Annotated in this window: 18 protein-coding genes; 7 read left to right on the forward strand and 11 right to left on the reverse strand. The window is 67.8% G+C overall.

What is annotated here, in order from left to right; all coding sequences use genetic code 11:
* The first annotated feature begins 58 nt into the window (after positions 1-58).
* The 5 genes from GO308_RS08355 to bfr all read left to right on the forward strand — a co-directional run bounded on the left by GO308_RS08355 (position 59) and on the right by bfr (position 3622).
* Positions 59-646, forward strand: a complete 588-nt coding sequence (locus GO308_RS08355) for a peroxiredoxin family protein (RefSeq protein WP_066476525.1) — start codon at positions 59-61, stop codon at positions 644-646.
* Between the two features lie 150 nt (positions 647-796).
* Positions 797-1471 (forward strand): nitroreductase family protein, encoded by a 675-nt coding sequence (locus GO308_RS08360; protein ID WP_066476527.1) that lies wholly within the window; start codon positions 797-799, stop codon positions 1469-1471.
* A gap of 70 nt (positions 1472-1541) precedes the next feature.
* Entirely contained in the window at positions 1542-2777 is a 1236-nt protein-coding gene (locus GO308_RS08365) for a DUF418 domain-containing protein (protein ID WP_066548054.1), read from the forward strand.
* A gap of 85 nt (positions 2778-2862) precedes the next feature.
* On the forward strand, positions 2863-3033 hold the full coding sequence (locus GO308_RS08370; RefSeq protein WP_066476532.1) for a (2Fe-2S)-binding protein: 171 nt from the start codon (positions 2863-2865) through the stop codon (positions 3031-3033).
* A 103-nt stretch (positions 3034-3136) separates the two neighbouring features.
* Positions 3137-3622, forward strand: a complete 486-nt coding sequence (bfr, locus tag GO308_RS08375; RefSeq protein WP_066476533.1) for a bacterioferritin — start codon at positions 3137-3139, stop codon at positions 3620-3622.
* A 183-nt stretch (positions 3623-3805) separates the two neighbouring features.
* Here the strand turns inward: bfr and GO308_RS08380 are convergent, their stop codons facing one another.
* The 9 genes from GO308_RS08380 to GO308_RS08420 form a co-directional block, all read right to left on the reverse strand.
* Entirely contained in the window at positions 3806-4219 is a 414-nt protein-coding gene (locus GO308_RS08380) for an Hpt domain-containing protein (RefSeq protein WP_066476534.1), read from the reverse strand.
* Between the two features lie 70 nt (positions 4220-4289).
* The gene (locus GO308_RS08385) at positions 4290-4496 is read right to left on the reverse strand and encodes a sulfurtransferase TusA family protein (RefSeq protein WP_240885110.1); all 207 of its coding nucleotides are present in this window, start codon (positions 4494-4496) and stop codon (positions 4290-4292) included.
* Positions 4493-5860, reverse strand: coding sequence for a ribosome biogenesis GTPase Der (gene der, locus GO308_RS08390; protein WP_240885221.1), 1368 nt, complete (start codon positions 5858-5860; stop codon positions 4493-4495). The genes GO308_RS08385 and der overlap by 4 nt, the downstream gene beginning before the upstream one ends.
* A gap of 26 nt (positions 5861-5886) precedes the next feature.
* Entirely contained in the window at positions 5887-7209 is a 1323-nt protein-coding gene (locus GO308_RS08395; protein WP_066476544.1) for a PQQ-binding-like beta-propeller repeat protein, read from the reverse strand.
* Positions 7206-7940 (reverse strand): tetratricopeptide repeat protein, encoded by a 735-nt coding sequence (locus tag GO308_RS08400; protein ID WP_240885111.1) that lies wholly within the window; start codon positions 7938-7940, stop codon positions 7206-7208. The genes GO308_RS08395 and GO308_RS08400 overlap by 4 nt, the downstream gene beginning before the upstream one ends.
* Positions 7941-8029: 89 nt before the next feature.
* A complete protein-coding gene (gene panB / locus GO308_RS08405; protein ID WP_066476546.1) occupies positions 8030-8902 on the reverse strand; it encodes a 3-methyl-2-oxobutanoate hydroxymethyltransferase in 873 nt (290 codons plus the stop codon).
* 55 nt (positions 8903-8957) lie between these two features.
* Positions 8958-9398, reverse strand: coding sequence for a hypothetical protein (locus GO308_RS08410; RefSeq protein WP_240885112.1), 441 nt, complete (start codon positions 9396-9398; stop codon positions 8958-8960).
* 46 nt (positions 9399-9444) lie between these two features.
* On the reverse strand, positions 9445-9792 hold the full coding sequence (locus tag GO308_RS08415; protein WP_240885113.1) for an ArsC family reductase: 348 nt from the start codon (positions 9790-9792) through the stop codon (positions 9445-9447).
* A gap of 36 nt (positions 9793-9828) precedes the next feature.
* Positions 9829-10311 carry a hypothetical protein gene (locus GO308_RS08420; protein ID WP_066671491.1) on the reverse strand — a complete coding sequence of 161 codons (483 nt, stop codon included), beginning with the start codon at positions 10309-10311 and terminating at the stop codon, positions 9829-9831.
* Positions 10312-10422: 111 nt separating this feature from the next.
* On the opposite strand from GO308_RS08420, the gene GO308_RS08425 reads away from it, so the two are divergent.
* Positions 10423-10980, forward strand: coding sequence for a TetR family transcriptional regulator (locus GO308_RS08425; protein WP_066476561.1), 558 nt, complete (start codon positions 10423-10425; stop codon positions 10978-10980).
* A gap of 6 nt (positions 10981-10986) precedes the next feature.
* Here GO308_RS08425 and GO308_RS08430 read toward each other — a convergent pair whose 3' ends face one another.
* Together GO308_RS08430 and GO308_RS08435 are read right to left on the reverse strand one after the other, a co-directional pair.
* The gene (locus GO308_RS08430) at positions 10987-12678 is read right to left on the reverse strand and encodes an amidohydrolase (RefSeq protein WP_240885114.1); all 1692 of its coding nucleotides are present in this window, start codon (positions 12676-12678) and stop codon (positions 10987-10989) included.
* Complete coding sequence (locus GO308_RS08435; protein WP_240885115.1) at positions 12675-13541, reverse strand: NAD(P)-dependent oxidoreductase; 867 nt, start codon at positions 13539-13541, stop codon at positions 12675-12677. The genes GO308_RS08430 and GO308_RS08435 overlap by 4 nt, the downstream gene beginning before the upstream one ends.
* 59 nt (positions 13542-13600) lie before the next feature.
* On the opposite strand from GO308_RS08435, the gene GO308_RS08440 reads away from it, so the two are divergent.
* Positions 13601-14851 carry a threonine ammonia-lyase gene (locus tag GO308_RS08440; RefSeq protein WP_066476567.1) on the forward strand — a complete coding sequence of 417 codons (1251 nt, stop codon included), beginning with the start codon at positions 13601-13603 and terminating at the stop codon, positions 14849-14851.
* Positions 14852-14853 lie beyond the last annotated feature (2 nt).

Genomic DNA, 14853 nt, shown 5'->3' on the forward strand with positions numbered 1-14853 from the left:
CCCGCACGGTCGTCGCCGCGAACCGGGACGAGACCCGTTCAACCTGCAAGGAAACATCATGTCCCGACTGATCGGCCCGACGCTCTCCGCCCTGCTGCTGGCACCCGCGGGCATCGCCGTGCTTGCGACCAGCCCGTCCGCGCCGGCGCTGGCCCAGTCGGTGCCGGGTCCGGCGGTCGGCGGCAAGCTCGCGCTCGGCCACGCGCTGCGCGGCCAGGACGGCAAGCCGACGACTTTGCAGCGACAGGCGGCGGGCAAGCCGATCATGGTCGTGCTGTTCAGGTCGGCGAAATGGTGCCCCTATTGCCAGACGCAGCTGAAGGGGCTGGGCGACATCGCCGCGCAGGCGCGCGCGAAGGGCGTGCGCTTCGTCGCGGTCAGCTATGACGATCCCGCGGTGCTCGCCGATTTCGCTGCGAAGCAGAACATCGCGTTCCCGCTGCTGAGCGATGCCGGTGGCGCGATGGCCAACGCCTGGGGCCTGCGCGACCCGCGCTATCCGGAGGGCAATTTCGCCTATGGCGTCCCCTATCCCACCGTCCTCGTCCTCGATGCCAAGGGACGGGTGAAGGCGAAATCGGTCGAAACCGATTACAAGAAGCGGCCGAGCACCGCCGACCTGCTGGCGATGCTGGCAAAGGCGTGACGCGAGCATTGTGGGCCGGACGAAAGGGAAACCATTGAGACCAAACCCTATGAAAACCGCTCGTGTCGAGCATCGTCGAGACACGTATCTCGACTTCGCTCGATACGAACGGGGACGTTGTGGATGTTTAGATCGGCGCTCAATTCGCCCATGACCCAGCCCGTCCTCATCCCCTGGCAACCCTATCCCGACATGACCGACGTCGAGCGCGCGGACGCCGCGCGTGCCTTTCATGCCGCAATGGCGACGCGCCGCACGTGCCGCGCCTTCGCACCGACGCCGGTGGCGCGCGAGGTGATCGAGGCGGCGATCCTGGCGGCGGGCAGCGCGCCGAGCGGGGCCAATCACCAGCCCTGGCATTTCGCGGTGGTCGGATCGGCCGCGGCCAAGCGCGCCATCCGCGAGGGCGCGGAGGCCGAGGAACGCGAATTCTATGCCGGCAAGGCGGGACAGGAATGGCTGGAGGCGCTGGCCCCGTTGGGGACCGACGCGGACAAAAGCTATCTGGAAGTGGCACCCTGGCTGATCGTGGTGTTCGGCCAGCGCCGCGGCGGCCCGCAGCCGGGGGACGACCGCCAGAATTATTATGTGACCGAGAGCGTCGGCATCGCCTGTGGCCTGCTGCTCGCCGCGCTGCATCAGGCGGGGCTGGCGACGCTTACGCACACCCCCAATCCCATGCGATTCCTGAACACGATCTGCGCGCGTCCGGCGAACGAGAAGCCGCTGATGATCGTGACCGTCGGCCATGCCGCCGCCGACGCGACCATTCCGCTCCATGCCATCCAGCGCAAGTCGATCGAGGAGATCACGTCCTGGCTGTGAGCTGACTGCTTGCGCCCCTTTTCGCTGCCGGGCGATCGGTGTATCGGTGGCGCAATACAGGGGGGCAAAGATGAACGGCAACGCGACCGATCGAATCGGGACGCTCGACATCGTCCGCGGGGTAGCGGTGATGGGCATCCTGACCATGAACATCGTCGGCATGTCGATGGTCGACACCGCCTATATGAATCCGCGCGCCTATGGCGGCGCGACCGGCATCGACCTCGTCGCCTATCTGTTCAATTTCGTGCTGTTCGACGGCAAGATGCGCGGGCTGTTCTCGTTCCTGTTCGGCGCTTCAATGCTGCTGGTGATCGATCGGGCGACCGCAAAGGGCGAAAGCCCGGCGCGGATCCACTTCGCCCGGATGTTCTGGCTGTTCGTCTTCGGCCTCGCCCACCTGTATCTGATCTGGTGGGGCGACATCCTCCATCACTATGCGATCATGGGGTCGATCGCGTATCTGATGCGCAACCTGTCGGTCCGCCGGATGATCGCGGTCGGTATCGGGTTGATCGTGGTCGAGATGCTGGTGACGGGGTCGCTTCCCGCCTTCATCTTCGCCGCGCAGCAGCCGGGCGCGCCAGCCGAAATGGCGAAGGCGCTGGCGGGGTTCGAGAAGGGGTTCGGCGTGCCTCCCGCCGACTATATCGCGGCCGACCTGGCCAATTATCGCGGCACCTATGCCGACATTCTTGCCAAGCGGGTCGCCAAGCATGCCGGCACGCCGATCAACACCGTGCTGTTCGTCGGGTGGGAGACGCTCGCCTATATGTTGTTCGGCATGGCCGCGCTGCGATCGGGCATGCTGACCGGCGCGTGGCCGCTGGCACGCTATCGCAAGTGGCTGGCGATCGGTTTCGGGATCGGCATCCCCGCCTATGCCGCGATCGCCGCGATGATGGTCGCGGCGAATTTCTCGATCCTGAGCGTGACGCTGGGCGTGATGGCGTTGGCGACGCCGGTGCGGCCGTTGATGATCGTCGGCTGGGCGGCGCTGATCATCCTGGCCACCCGCAACGGCGGCGCGTGGGTCGAACGGATCGCGGCGACCGGGCGGATGGCGTTCACCAACTATCTGATGACATCGATCCTGATGACGACGCTGTTCTACGGCTATGGATTCGGGCTGTACGGCGAACTGAGCCGGGCGACGCTCTACCTGCCCATGCTGGGGATGTGGGCGCTGATGCTGGCCTGGTCCAAGCCGTGGCTCGATCGCTTCCAGTACGGACCGCTCGAATGGATGTGGCGGTCGCTCACGCGGCTCCAGCTTCAGCCGATGCAGCGCCCCAGCCCGGCCTGACCGAATTTTTGCGAACGCGATGCAATAGACGTTGCGAGCCAGTCTCATTAGCTCTACATACGCGTGATCGAAGCAAGAGAGCGCCATGGTCGTCTGCGTCTGCAATGCAATTCGGGAACGCGAGCTGCGCGATGCGGTACGCGGCGGCGCGATGAGCGCGGCGCAGGCCTATCGTGCGCTCGGGCGCCAGGCGAAATGCGGCCAATGCGTCCCATTCGCGCGCAGCATCATCGAGGCCGAACGCGCGACTGCTTGACACTCGCATTTGCGCGAAAGTGCCGCAAATCTGCGATTTTTAGCCTGTTCCCCAGCCGCCTGCGCGCGTAGACTAACCGTCGAAACGATCGAGGACCGGTTCCATGAAGGGCGATGAAGGCGTCATCGAATATCTCAATCAGGTGCTCAAGAACGAGCTGACGGCGATCAACCAATATTGGTTGCACTACCGCCTCCTCGATCACTGGGGCGTCCGCCGCCTGGCCGAATTCGAGCGGCACGAATCAATCGACGAGATGAAGCATGCCGACTGGGTATCGGAACGCATCCTGTTCCTCGACGGCCTGCCCAATTTCCAGCTGCTCGGCCGGCTGCGCATCGGCGAGACGGTCGAGGAGGTGCTCAAAGCCGATCTGGCGCTCGAGCACGATGCGCTCGTCACGCTGCGCGACGCGATCGCGCATAGCGAGGCGGTTCGCGACTATGTCAGCCGCGACCTGTTCCGCAGGATCCTGGACAGCGAAGAGGAGCATGTCGACACGCTCGAACGTCAGTTCGAGATGATCGAGCGGATGGGGCTGGAAAACTATATCCAGCTCAATTCCAGGCCCGAAAAGGAGGACGACTGACCATCGTCGCCGCGAACGACCATTTTCCCGCCGTCACCCCGGGCTTGACCCGGGGTCTCGCTGCCTGATCCGACGCAAGAAATTGCAGGACCCCGGGTCGAGCCCCGGGGTAACCCGGAGATTTCCACCGACGATGCGGTTCGGGCGTTTCGGGATCAACGGGTCGCTACGATACCAGCGCGCTTACAACGCGGCGCGGCGCCCGAATTGCGGACGGCGCGCGACCAGCGGATTGGCTTCCGCCTCCAGCATGTTCAGCGTCTTTTCAAACAGCGGGCGCAGCTGGACGACATATTGCAGCGCCTCGGTCGGCGCGTCCTGGCGCTCGACGCAGGCGCGCGCGATCATCTCGATCGTCTCCGCAAGCTCCGACAGCGGCTCCGCGCCGAACTGACGCGATTCGCCCTTCAGGGTGTGCGCGGGAATGACCATCGCGGTGGCGTTCTGATTGCGCATCGCGTGCTCGATCGCCGCCACCGACTTGACGCCGTCTTCACGAAAATAGCCGAGGATGCGCACGAAGCTGGCACCCAGCTCGGTCCGCGCTTGTGCAAACGCGGTCCAGTCGACCAGCGCAGCCCCCTCCGACCCGTTCATAACGATCTCCAAAACGCCGTCTGGCACCCCGTCCCGGGCTTATCGGAAACCGGTAAACAGGATGTTGATGTCAGCGCCCTTGCGTCAGGATAAACACATGGTCGTCAGGATGTTCGACGTGCAACCCCGCATGCGCCGCCGCTGCTGCGACCTCGGCAGCGGCGGCGGGATCGTCGGCGATCAGGTGAATGGGCAGCGCCGCGCCGTCGCGGAGCGCGCGCGCGAGCCGGATCGCCGGCCACGGACAACGCAGGCCCCGCGCGTCGATCCGCGTCATCCGTGGTCGAACGGATTCTTGGACGCGCGCAGGTTGAGGCGCACCGGCACCGCACCGAAATCGAACTCGCGCCGGATGCCGTTGATCAGGTAGCGGCGATAGCTTTCGGGCAGCAGGTCAACGCGCGTGCCGAACAGTACGAAGCTCGGCGGGCGCGTGTTGTTCTGGGTGATGTAGCGCGGTTTGATCCGTTTGCCGCCAGGCGCGGGCGGCGGATTGGTTTCGATCGCACGCTCGAACCAGCGGTTGAGCGCCCCGGTCGACACGCGGCGCGACCACGCCTCGCGCGTTTCGAAGCCGACGCGGATCAGCGTATCGAGCCCCTTGCCCGTCGCGCCCGAAACGGTCAGCAGCGGCACGCCCTTTACCTGTGCCAACCCCTCGTCCAGCGCGCCCTTGACGCCGTTGAACAGGCTGGAGGGGTTTTCCGCGACATCCCATTTGTTGAGCGCGATGATGAGCGCGCGGCCCTCCTGCAGGGCGCGGTCGGCGATCTTGAGGTCCTGGACCTCGAGCCCCTTGGTCGCATCGAGCAGCAGGACGACGACCTCTGCGAAGTCGATCGCGCGCAGCGCGTCAGCGACCGACAGCTTCTCCAGCTTCTCCTGCACCTTGGCGCGCTTGCGCATCCCGGCGGTATCGATCAGCCGCACCGCGCGCGGCTGGCCGTGGCCATCGGTCCATTGCCAGTCGACCGCGATCGAATCGCGGGTGATCCCCGCCTCCGGCCCGGTGATCAGCCGGTCCTGGCCGAGCAGCTTGTTGATCAGCGTCGACTTGCCCGCATTGGGCCGGCCGACGATCGCGAGCTTGAGCGGGGCATCGGGCGACTCCGGGTCGACCGGCGCGGCATCGACATCCTCGGGAAGCTCGACATAGGGGCGCAGCGCCTCGAACAGGTCGACGACGCCCTCGCCATGTTCGGCCGACAACGGGATGGGATCGCCGAGCCCGAGCGCCATCGCTTCGTAGATGCCCGGTTCCCCGGCGCGCCCTTCGGCCTTGTTGGCGACCAGCACGATCGGGGTATCGGCGGTGCGCAACCAGCGTGCGATTTCGGCATCGAGCGGCGTCACCCCCGCCCGCGCATCGACCATGAACAGGGCGACATCGGCGTCGCGGACCGCCGCCTCGGTCTGGGCGCGCATGCGGCCGGGCAGCGTGGCGGCGTCCTCGTCCTCGTAACCGGCGGTATCCATCACCAGGAATTCGAGGCCGAGCAGATTGGCTTCGCCCTCGCGCCGGTCGCGCGTGACGCCGGGCTGATCGTCGACCAGCGCCAGCCGCTTGCCGACCAGACGGTTGAACAGCGTCGACTTGCCGACATTGGGCCTGCCGATGATGGCGACCACGGGTAAGCCCATCGGCATGGCGCGCGCCCCCGCCCCGCTCAGCGGAACGCGGTCAACCGACCGCTGTCATCGAGGATGAGGAGCATGTTGTTGGCGACCACCGGCGACAGGGTGGTCGGCCCGACGGCGCGCTTCATCGTCGTGGTGATGCTGCCGTCCGTCACCGCGGCGGACACGATGTCGCCCTGGGAATTGACCAGCAGCAGTCGGCCGCCCGCAAGCACCGGACCGCGCCAGGTGATCGGCCCCTTCTTGCTCTTTTCCTTGCGGTAGCGCGGCAGCTGGCTGATCCAGCGGATCTTGCCGCTGGCGCGCGCGATGCAGACCAGCCGGGCGTCGTCGGTCACAACGAACAGCCATTCGCCGGCCAGCCACGGGGTCGCCACCCCGCCCAGATTCTGCTCCCACAAGCGCTGGCCGCTCACCACCTCGACCGCAACCATCCGCCCGCCCTCGCCGACGGCATAGACGCGGCCCTGATCGATCACGGGTTCGGCATCGATATCGGCCAGCGCCGACACTGACGTCGTGATGCTGGTGCGCGACAGCGTGTCGGCCCACACCGAACGGCCGTTTTCATAGCGATAGGCGTTGAGTTCGCCGGACGAATAGCCCGCGACGACGGTGCCCTGCGCATAGGCGGGCGCCGCCACCCCGAACACGCCCTGCGGCTCGATCGACCCAGATTGCGACCACAGGACCGACCCGTCGGCCTGAGACAGCGCGAAGAGCTGGTTGTCCTGGCTCAGCACATAGAGGTTGCCGCTCGCCAGCGTCGGCGAACCGCGCAGCGGCCCGCCGGGCTTCGCGCGCCACAATTCCGCGCCGTCGTCGGCATTCAGCGCGACGACATCGCCCAGCCCGTTGGCGGCGAACACGCGGTTCCCCTCAATGCTGACCCCGCCGCCAAAGCGTGCGCCACGATTTTCGTCGCCCGCGGTCGCCCGCTTCCACAGCGTGGCGCCATTGTCCGCCGACAGCGCATGGACCGTTGCGTTGCTGTCGATCAGGTAGATGCGACCATCCGCCACCACCGGCGACGCAGCCAGCCGCACGCGCGTGGTGCCGCCGGGAATCCGCACCGACCAGGCCGGCGCGATCGGATCGCCGAGCCCGAGATGACCCATCGATTTCGCCGCATTGCCGCCCGGCTGCGTCCAGGTCGGGTTGGCGACCGGGACGGGGGGAATGACCTGGATCGACGCGATCGTCGGATCGGCCTTGATTTCGTTTTCGGTGACCAGGATCGGCACGCGCTGGCCGACCACCGGGGTGCGCTTCGGCCCGCCCTTGAAGACGCCGCACGCGCTGAGCGCCGCGAGCAGGACGATCGCCGTGGTGGCCCGTACGGTTGACTTCATTGGGTATTCTTTTCCTCACCTTGCGCCGCTGCGGCATTGGACGCCGCCGGCGTCTGATCAATCGCATCGACGCCCAGCACGCCCGCCATCTGCACTGCGCGCTGCCGGATCGTCGCCGGCACGCGCTCGGCCTGCGCGATCTGGCCGAACAGCTTACCCGCCGGTCCCGGCTGGTTGAGCCGCAGATAGGCGACGGCGACCATTTCGCCCGCAGTCCCGAACCACGGGCTGTCCTTTACCGCCAGGCCGCGCAGCCGATCGATCACCGCCTGAGGCGCCAGCATATCGTATTCGGCCGATGTCTGGCGGATTAACGCCAGGTCGCGAAAGGGCTTGGCGACGCCTTCGTCCTTGGCGACCTGAGCGAACTTGGCGGCCGCACCCTTCAGGTCGTCCTTGGTCAGCAGGATGTCGGCTTCGGTGAACAGCGCCGACGCGCGATAACCCGGCCGATCCGACTTGGCGAGCTCGGCGAGGATCGGCTGCGCTTCGGCCGGTTTCTCCGCGCCCAGCGCCTCCAGTGCACGGCTGAAACGCTCACCCTCCGCGCCGGCAGCTTCGGCCTGGCGGTGCTGCCAGTAAAGCCAGCCGCCGAACGCGGCGAGCGCGACCAGGACGATGCCGACGATGGCGATGCCCCAGCGCCGCCACAGGCCGATCATCTGGTCACGGCGCAGCTCCTCATCCACCTCGCGGAGGAATGCGTCGCTGGTCTCAGGGGGTAACGCCAAGTTCGGGCTCCGTCGGGTGGGGTCGGTCAAAAGGTGGCGGACATTAGCCGCGCCAAATCGCAAAGCAAAGCGGGCGAAGACAAGGTGGCTCAGCCCTTGGGGACGTATATTTGTTCCGCGCCGGGAAAGCGCCGTGCCCGCACGTCGGCGGCATAGGTTTCAACCGCGGCAGAAATGCGGCCGGCGAGGTCGTCAAAGCGTTTGACGAAGCGAGGGGTCCGCTCGAACAGGCCCAGCATGTCCTCTGCCACCAGCACCTGGCCGTCGCATTGCGCCGACGCGCCGATGCCGATGGTGGGACAGGCAACCGCGCGGGTGATGTCGATCGCGATCGGCTCCATCACACCCTCTATGACCATAGCGAAGGCGCCGGCATCGGCGATGGCGCGTGCGTCGCCGACGATCTTGTCGGCTTCGGCCTGGCTGCGCCCGCGCGCGCCATAGCCGCCGAGCAGGTTGACCGCCTGGGGCGTCAAGCCGACATGACCCATGACCGGCACGCCCCGTTCCGACAGGAAGCGCACCGTCGGCGCCATCGCGACGCCGCCCTCCAGCTTCACTGCCGCGGCGCCCGTTTCCTTCATCAGCCGCGATGCGCTGGCAAACGCCTGTTCGGGGGAGGCTTCGTAGCTGCCGAACGGCATGTCGATGACGACCAGCGCATGATAGCTGCCGCGCACCACCGCGGCACCGTGCGCCGCCATCATCTCCAGCGTGACGGGCACCGTCGACGGCAGGCCGTAGACCACCTGGCCCAGGCTGTCGCCGACGAGCAGCATGTCGCAGTGCGGATCGAGCAGCTGCGCCATCCGCACCGTATAGGCGGTCAGCATCACCACCGGCTCGGCAGTCGTGCCGTCCGCCTTGCGCGCGCGGATCGCCGGCACGGTCAGCCGCTTCATCGGTGCGGGCGTCGGATTGGCGCGGCTGGTCGCGGTATCAAGCGTGAAGGTGGTTGACATGTGCGCCGCTGTTAGCCCGATGCGCGAGGAAGCGCCACCCCGGCCGTGACCGCGCTCAGCGCAGCCAGCCCCGCCCGGCCGCCGTGCGCGCCAGCCACAGTTGGACCACCGCGACGGCGATGATGAAGATCGGAAACGGCACCGTCGCCGCCGCGCCCTTGACCGCGATCAGATCGGTCGCGCCGAACACCCAGGCGAACTGGACGATCGCCGCGATCAGCGACAGCGCGAAGAAATAGGTCGCGAGCCGCCGCCGCGCGAGCAGCGCCAGCCCGCCGAAAAATCCGCCCCAGGTCGCCAGGCCGTAAAGCCAGGTCACCCAGCGCGGCCGCTGGGCAAGCAGCTGGCGGTCGTAGTCGGGCAGCGCCGCGCGCGCCGCATCGCTCATCGCCACGTCCATGTAGAATGCGAGGATGCCCGTCGCACCCCACAAGGTGATCAAAATCGCCGCCGCCCAGTACCAGGTCGGCAAATTCGCCCGCCCGTCCCCTACCATATGAGCCCCCTCATCGTTCGTTCCCACGAGGGCGTTTAGCGCAGTTTCATCCAAATTGCGCCGCATATTGGTCCGGATCGAACCCGATCAGGAGGTGCCCGGCATGTTCGACGATCGGGCGGCGGATCATCGAGGGTTGCGCGACCATCAGCGCGATCGCGCGCGCCTCGTCCAGCCCCTCCTGCCGCTCGCCCTCGGGCAGCTTGCGAAAGGTGGTGCCGGACCGGTTGATCAGCCGCTCCCAGCCGGCCTGCCGCGTCCACTCGCGCAGCTTCGCCGCGTCGATACCCCGCGACTTGTAGTCGTGGAAATCATAGGTGACGCCGGCGGAATCGAGCCAGGCGCGCGCCTTCTTCATCGTGTCGCAGTTCTTGATGCCGTAGACGGTGGTCATGGAAAGGATGCTCGCAATCGGGAGTGGATCGACGCCCTAGCCGCAGCGCACGCGCGGCGTGCGCACGTCGTCGACCGTGACGGTCAGCACGTCGCCCGCCCCGCGCGCGAGGCGATAGGTGGTTTCGTTGGTCATCCCCTCGCCGCTGACGACTGCCGCGACGTCGATGCCGCCGCCGGCCGCCACCGGTGTCACGCGCTGAACCTCCGCCACGCTTTCGTAGAAGCGCAGCCGTGCCGAATCGATCACCAACCGCATCTCGCTGAAGGGTGCGGCGCAGGCCGACGCATCGCGATCCCATGTGCCGAGATAAGGCGTGGGAATCGTCGCGGCGGTGCCGGGGTCGCCCGCCGGCTCCCGGGAGTCCGGCGCGGTGGACGGTGCCGGCGATGCGACATTCACCGACACGTTATCCGCCGGAACGTCGTCGGGCGCGGCGCGGTCACAGCCGACCGACAGACCGACAGCCGCAAGGGCGATGAGGCGAAGCGCCGCGTGCGCGCAGGACGAGGGGGTCATGCCGCCCCTCTTAGCCCGCCGCCGCGATCGGTCAAATGGCGACGCCCGGCCATCGATCCGCGCGCTGGACATAAATCTTTCAAATCTCTGCGGATGATGCAAACCTGAATCATGGCGCATGCATCGACTCAATCCGCGACCAAGCCCGACCTTCGTCGCGCCGAGATCCTGGAGAAGCTGGCGGACCACATGCTGGCGGCGGGCCTGTCCGGATCGAGCCTGCGCGCAATGGCCCGCGCGGTCGGCACGAGCGACCGGATGCTGCTCTATTATTTCCGCGACAAGACCGAACTGGTCGGCGCGACGCTGGAGGTGATCGCCGCGCGGCTGGTGGCGATGATGGAGGCGCAGCGCGCGCCCGAACCCCGGCCCTATGCCATCCTGGTCAGGGAACTGAGCACGTCGCTGCTCAACCCGCAGGCGTGGCCGTACATGCGGCTGTGGCTCGAACTTGCGAGCCTGTCGGCGCTGGGCGACCCGGTGTTCCGCGCGGTCGGCGAACAGATCGGGCGCGGCTTCCTGGAATGGGGAACGGCGCAGCTCGACTCCCCGACGCCCGAGGCCCGCGCGATCGAGGGCGCGAAGCTGCTCGTGACGATCGAGGGGCTGGCGCTGTTGACCAGCATCGGACTCGACGACGTGTGCCGAACGGCGCTGGACGCGCCGTAGGGCGGATCAGCGCGCAGCCGCCCCGGCCGAGTCCATGACCGGATCGCCGCGCTTCCACACCTGTTCGCCACCGACCCAGGTTTCGAGCACCTGGAGCTGGCGCAACGCCGCCGCGTCGGCGGTCACCGGATCGCGATCGACGACGATGAAGTCGGCGCGCAGCCCCGGCGCCAGCGTGCCGAAGCGCGTTTCGGCAAAGGCCGCATAGGCCGCGTCGATCGAAAAGGCGCGCCACGCCTGCTCGCGCGTCACCGCCTCCTCCGCGCGCCAGCCGCCGATCGGCTCGCCCTTCTCGTCCTGGCGGGTGAAGGCGGCCGCCCAGCCGACGAACGGGTTGGGATGTTCGACCGGATAGTCGGAGCCGAAGGCGAGGCGCGATCCGACCCCGAGCATCGATTTCCACGCATAGGCACCGCCCAGCCGCCCCTCGCCCAGTCGCGCCTCCGCCATCGTGCGATCGCTGGTCTGATGCACCGGTTGCATCGACGCGATCGTGCCGTGGCGACCGAACCGCGGGAGGTCCGCCGGGTCGACGATCTGGGCATGCTCGATCCGCCAGCGCCGGTCGCCGGGATAGGACCCGGCCAGTTCCTCGATCGCGTCGAGCACCCCGGCATTGGCGCGGTCGCCGATCGCGTGGATCGCGATCTGGAACCCATCCATCGTGCCCCGGCTCATCAGGTTGCGCAGCTGGGTATCGCTGGTGATCGCCAGCCCCTGCTGTCCCGGCGCGTCGGCATAAGGTGCCTTGAGCAGCGCGCCGCGCGAGCCGAGCGCGCCGTCGACATAGAGCTTGATCCCGCCCATGCGCAGCCTGTCGGCGTAAAGCCACGGCGTCGGCCCGTTGCCGCCGACGCGGAGCGCGGGCTCGATGCCGGCGGAATAGGCCATGATACGCACGCGCAGCAGGCCCTGGTCGCCCATTCGGCGATAGGTCAGCCAGTCGTCGACGCTGGTGCCCATGTCGGCGGTGGCGGTGATGCCGTTGGACAGCAGGATGCGCTGAGCATCCAGGAACGCCTGGTTGCGCTCGCGCGGGGTCGGTGCCGGCACCTTGTCGTCGATCAATTGCGATGCCGCGTCGACAAAGATGCCGGTCGGCTGGCCCTTCGCGTCCTTTTCAATTCTTCCGCCGTTGGGCGCGGCCGTGCGCAGGGTGATCCCGGCGGCCTTCATCGCGGCGCTGTTTGCCCAGCCGGCATGACCGTCCACGCGCTCCAGCCAGACCGGGCGGCCCGGCACGATCGCGTCCAGGTCCGCCGCGGTCGGAAAGCGGCCCAGCCCCCAGCGTTCCTGATTCCAGCCGCGCCCGATGATCCACGGGCGATTGGGATTGGCCGCGGCATAGGCCACGATCTTCGCCTTTGCCTCCTCGAGGCTGGCGGTGCCGCTCAGGTCGAGCGACCCCGCCTGGAATCCCAGCCCCATGACATGACCGTGCGCGTCGATCATGCCGGGCATGACGAAGCGCCCCTTCATGTCGGTGCGCCAGTCGGGGCGCGCGGGCCGCTTTTCACCTTCGCGCAGCAGCCGCGTCACCTTGCCCTCGCGGTCGATCAGGATGCCGGTAAAGCGGACCACCCGGCCTTCGGTGTCGAGCGCGACGCCGTTGACATTGTCGACCAACGCATCGGCCAGCGCGACGGGCGCGGCGACCAGCGCGAGCAGCGCGGCGAAGGGGCGCAGCCAGCGCCTCATTTCGCGATCCTGCGCACCAGCGCGCTCGTATCCTGCCGGTTGCCGCCCATCGCCTGTACCTCCGCATAGAATTGATCGACCATTGCGGTCATCGGCAATGTCGCGCCGTTGCGACGCGCCTCGTCGAGGGCGAGGCCCAGGTCCTTCCGCATCCAGTCGATCGCGAAACCGAAGTCGAAGCGGTCCTCGGCCATCGACTGCCAGCGATTCACCATCTGCCAGCTCTGCGCCGCGCCGCCCGAGACCGCTTCAAACACGCGGTCGAGGTCGAGGCCCGATTTCTGCGCAAAACGCAGTGCCTCGGCCAGGCCCTGAAGCACGCCGGCGATCGCGATCTGGTTGACCATCTTCGTCGTCTGGCCCGCGCCCGCCGCGCCGACATGGACGATGCGCGCGGCATAGGCCGACATGACCGGCTCCGCCGCGGCCATCGCCGCCGCCGTGCCGCCGCACATGATCGACAGCTTGCCGTTCTCCGCGCCTGCCTGACCCCCCGAAACGGGCGCATCGACCGCGTCCAGCCCCCGCGCTTCGGCCTCCGCCGCCAGTCGCCGGGCGATGTCGGCGGACACCGTGGTATGATCGATGAACACCGCGCCCGCGCGCATCGCATCGAACGCGCCGTCCGACCCGAGCGTCACCGCCGCCAGATCGTCGTCGTTGCCGACGCAGGTGATGACCGCGTCCCGGTCCGTCGCCGCATGCGCCGGGGTGGCGGCGACCGCGCCGCCATGCCGGGTCACCCACGCCTCGGCACGCGCGCGGGTGCGGTTATAGACGGTCACCTCGTGCCCGGCGGCCGCCAGGTGCCCGGCCATCGGCCCGCCCATCACGCCCACGCCGATAAATGCGATTTTTGCCATAGGCTGCCCGCATAAGCGGTGTTCCGTGCCCGCGCCAGATGGGTTAGGTGCCATGGTCTATGGCTACCCAACCCACGTCCGCCGCAGCCGCTGCGCCGCTGCCCGTATCGATCGACGATGTCCGCACCGCGCATGCGCGAATCGTCGACGCGATCGTGCGGACCCCGACGCTGATTTCGCGCACACTGTCGGAGCTGACGGGCGCCACCGTCTATCTGAAGTTCGAAAACCTTCAGTTCACCGCCGCCTATAAGGAACGCGGCGCGCTCAACACGCTGCTCCAGCTCACCGAGACGCAGCGCGCCAAGGGCGTGATCGCCGCGTCGGCGGGCAATCATGCCCAGGGCCTGGCCTATCACGCCAGCCGGCTGGGCATTCCGGCGACGATCGTCATGCCCAAGCCGACGCCGACGGTGAAGGTGACCCAGACCGAGGGCCATGGCGCGACGATCGTGCTGGAGGGCGAGACGTTCGACGCCGCCTATGCGCACAGCCGCAAGCTGGAGGCCGAGCGCGGCTATACCTTCGTCCACCCCTTTGACGATGCGCGGGTGATTGCGGGCCAGGGCACCGTCGCGATCGAAATGCTGGAGGACGCGCCCGACATCGACACGCTGGTCGTGCCGATCGGCGGCGGCGGGCTGATTTCGGGCATGGCGACCGTCGCGCGCGCCGCGGGCCGACCGATCGAGGTGGTCGGCGTCGAGGCCGAGCTGTTCCCGTCGATGTACAACCGCCTGAACGGCACCACCCTGCCCTGCGCGGGCGATACGCTGGCCGAAGGCATCGCGGTCAAGGAACCGGGCACGCTGACCGCGCGGATGGTCGAGGCGCTGGTCGACGACGTGCTGCTGGTCGGCGAACGCCATCTGGAGGAAGCGGTCAGCCTGCTCGTCCAGATCGAGAAGACGGTCGTCGAGGGCGCGGGTGCCGCCGGGCTCGCCGCGCTGCTCGCCCGCCCCGGCCGCTTTGCCGGGCGGACGGTCGGCATCGTGCTGTGCGGCGGCAACATCGACACGCGCCTCCTCGCCAACGTCCTGCTGCGCGACCTGGCGCGGTCGGGCCGGCTCGCCCGGCTGCGCGTGCGGCTGCAGGACAGGCCGGGCGCGCTCTATCAGGTTGCGCGGACCTTTCACGAGCAGGGCGTCAACATCATCGAGGTCTATCACCAGCGGGTGTTCACCACGCTGCCGGCCAAGGGCCTGATCACCGACATCGAATGCGAGACGCGCGACCGTGCGCATCTCGACCGGCTGATCGACGCGCTCAGGCTGGCCAATTACGAGGTCAGCCAGGTCGAGCTGGCCTGACG

The organism is Sphingomonas sp. SFZ2018-12 (assembly GCF_022496715.1).
Lineage (GTDB): Bacteria > Pseudomonadota > Alphaproteobacteria > Sphingomonadales > Sphingomonadaceae > Sphingomonas.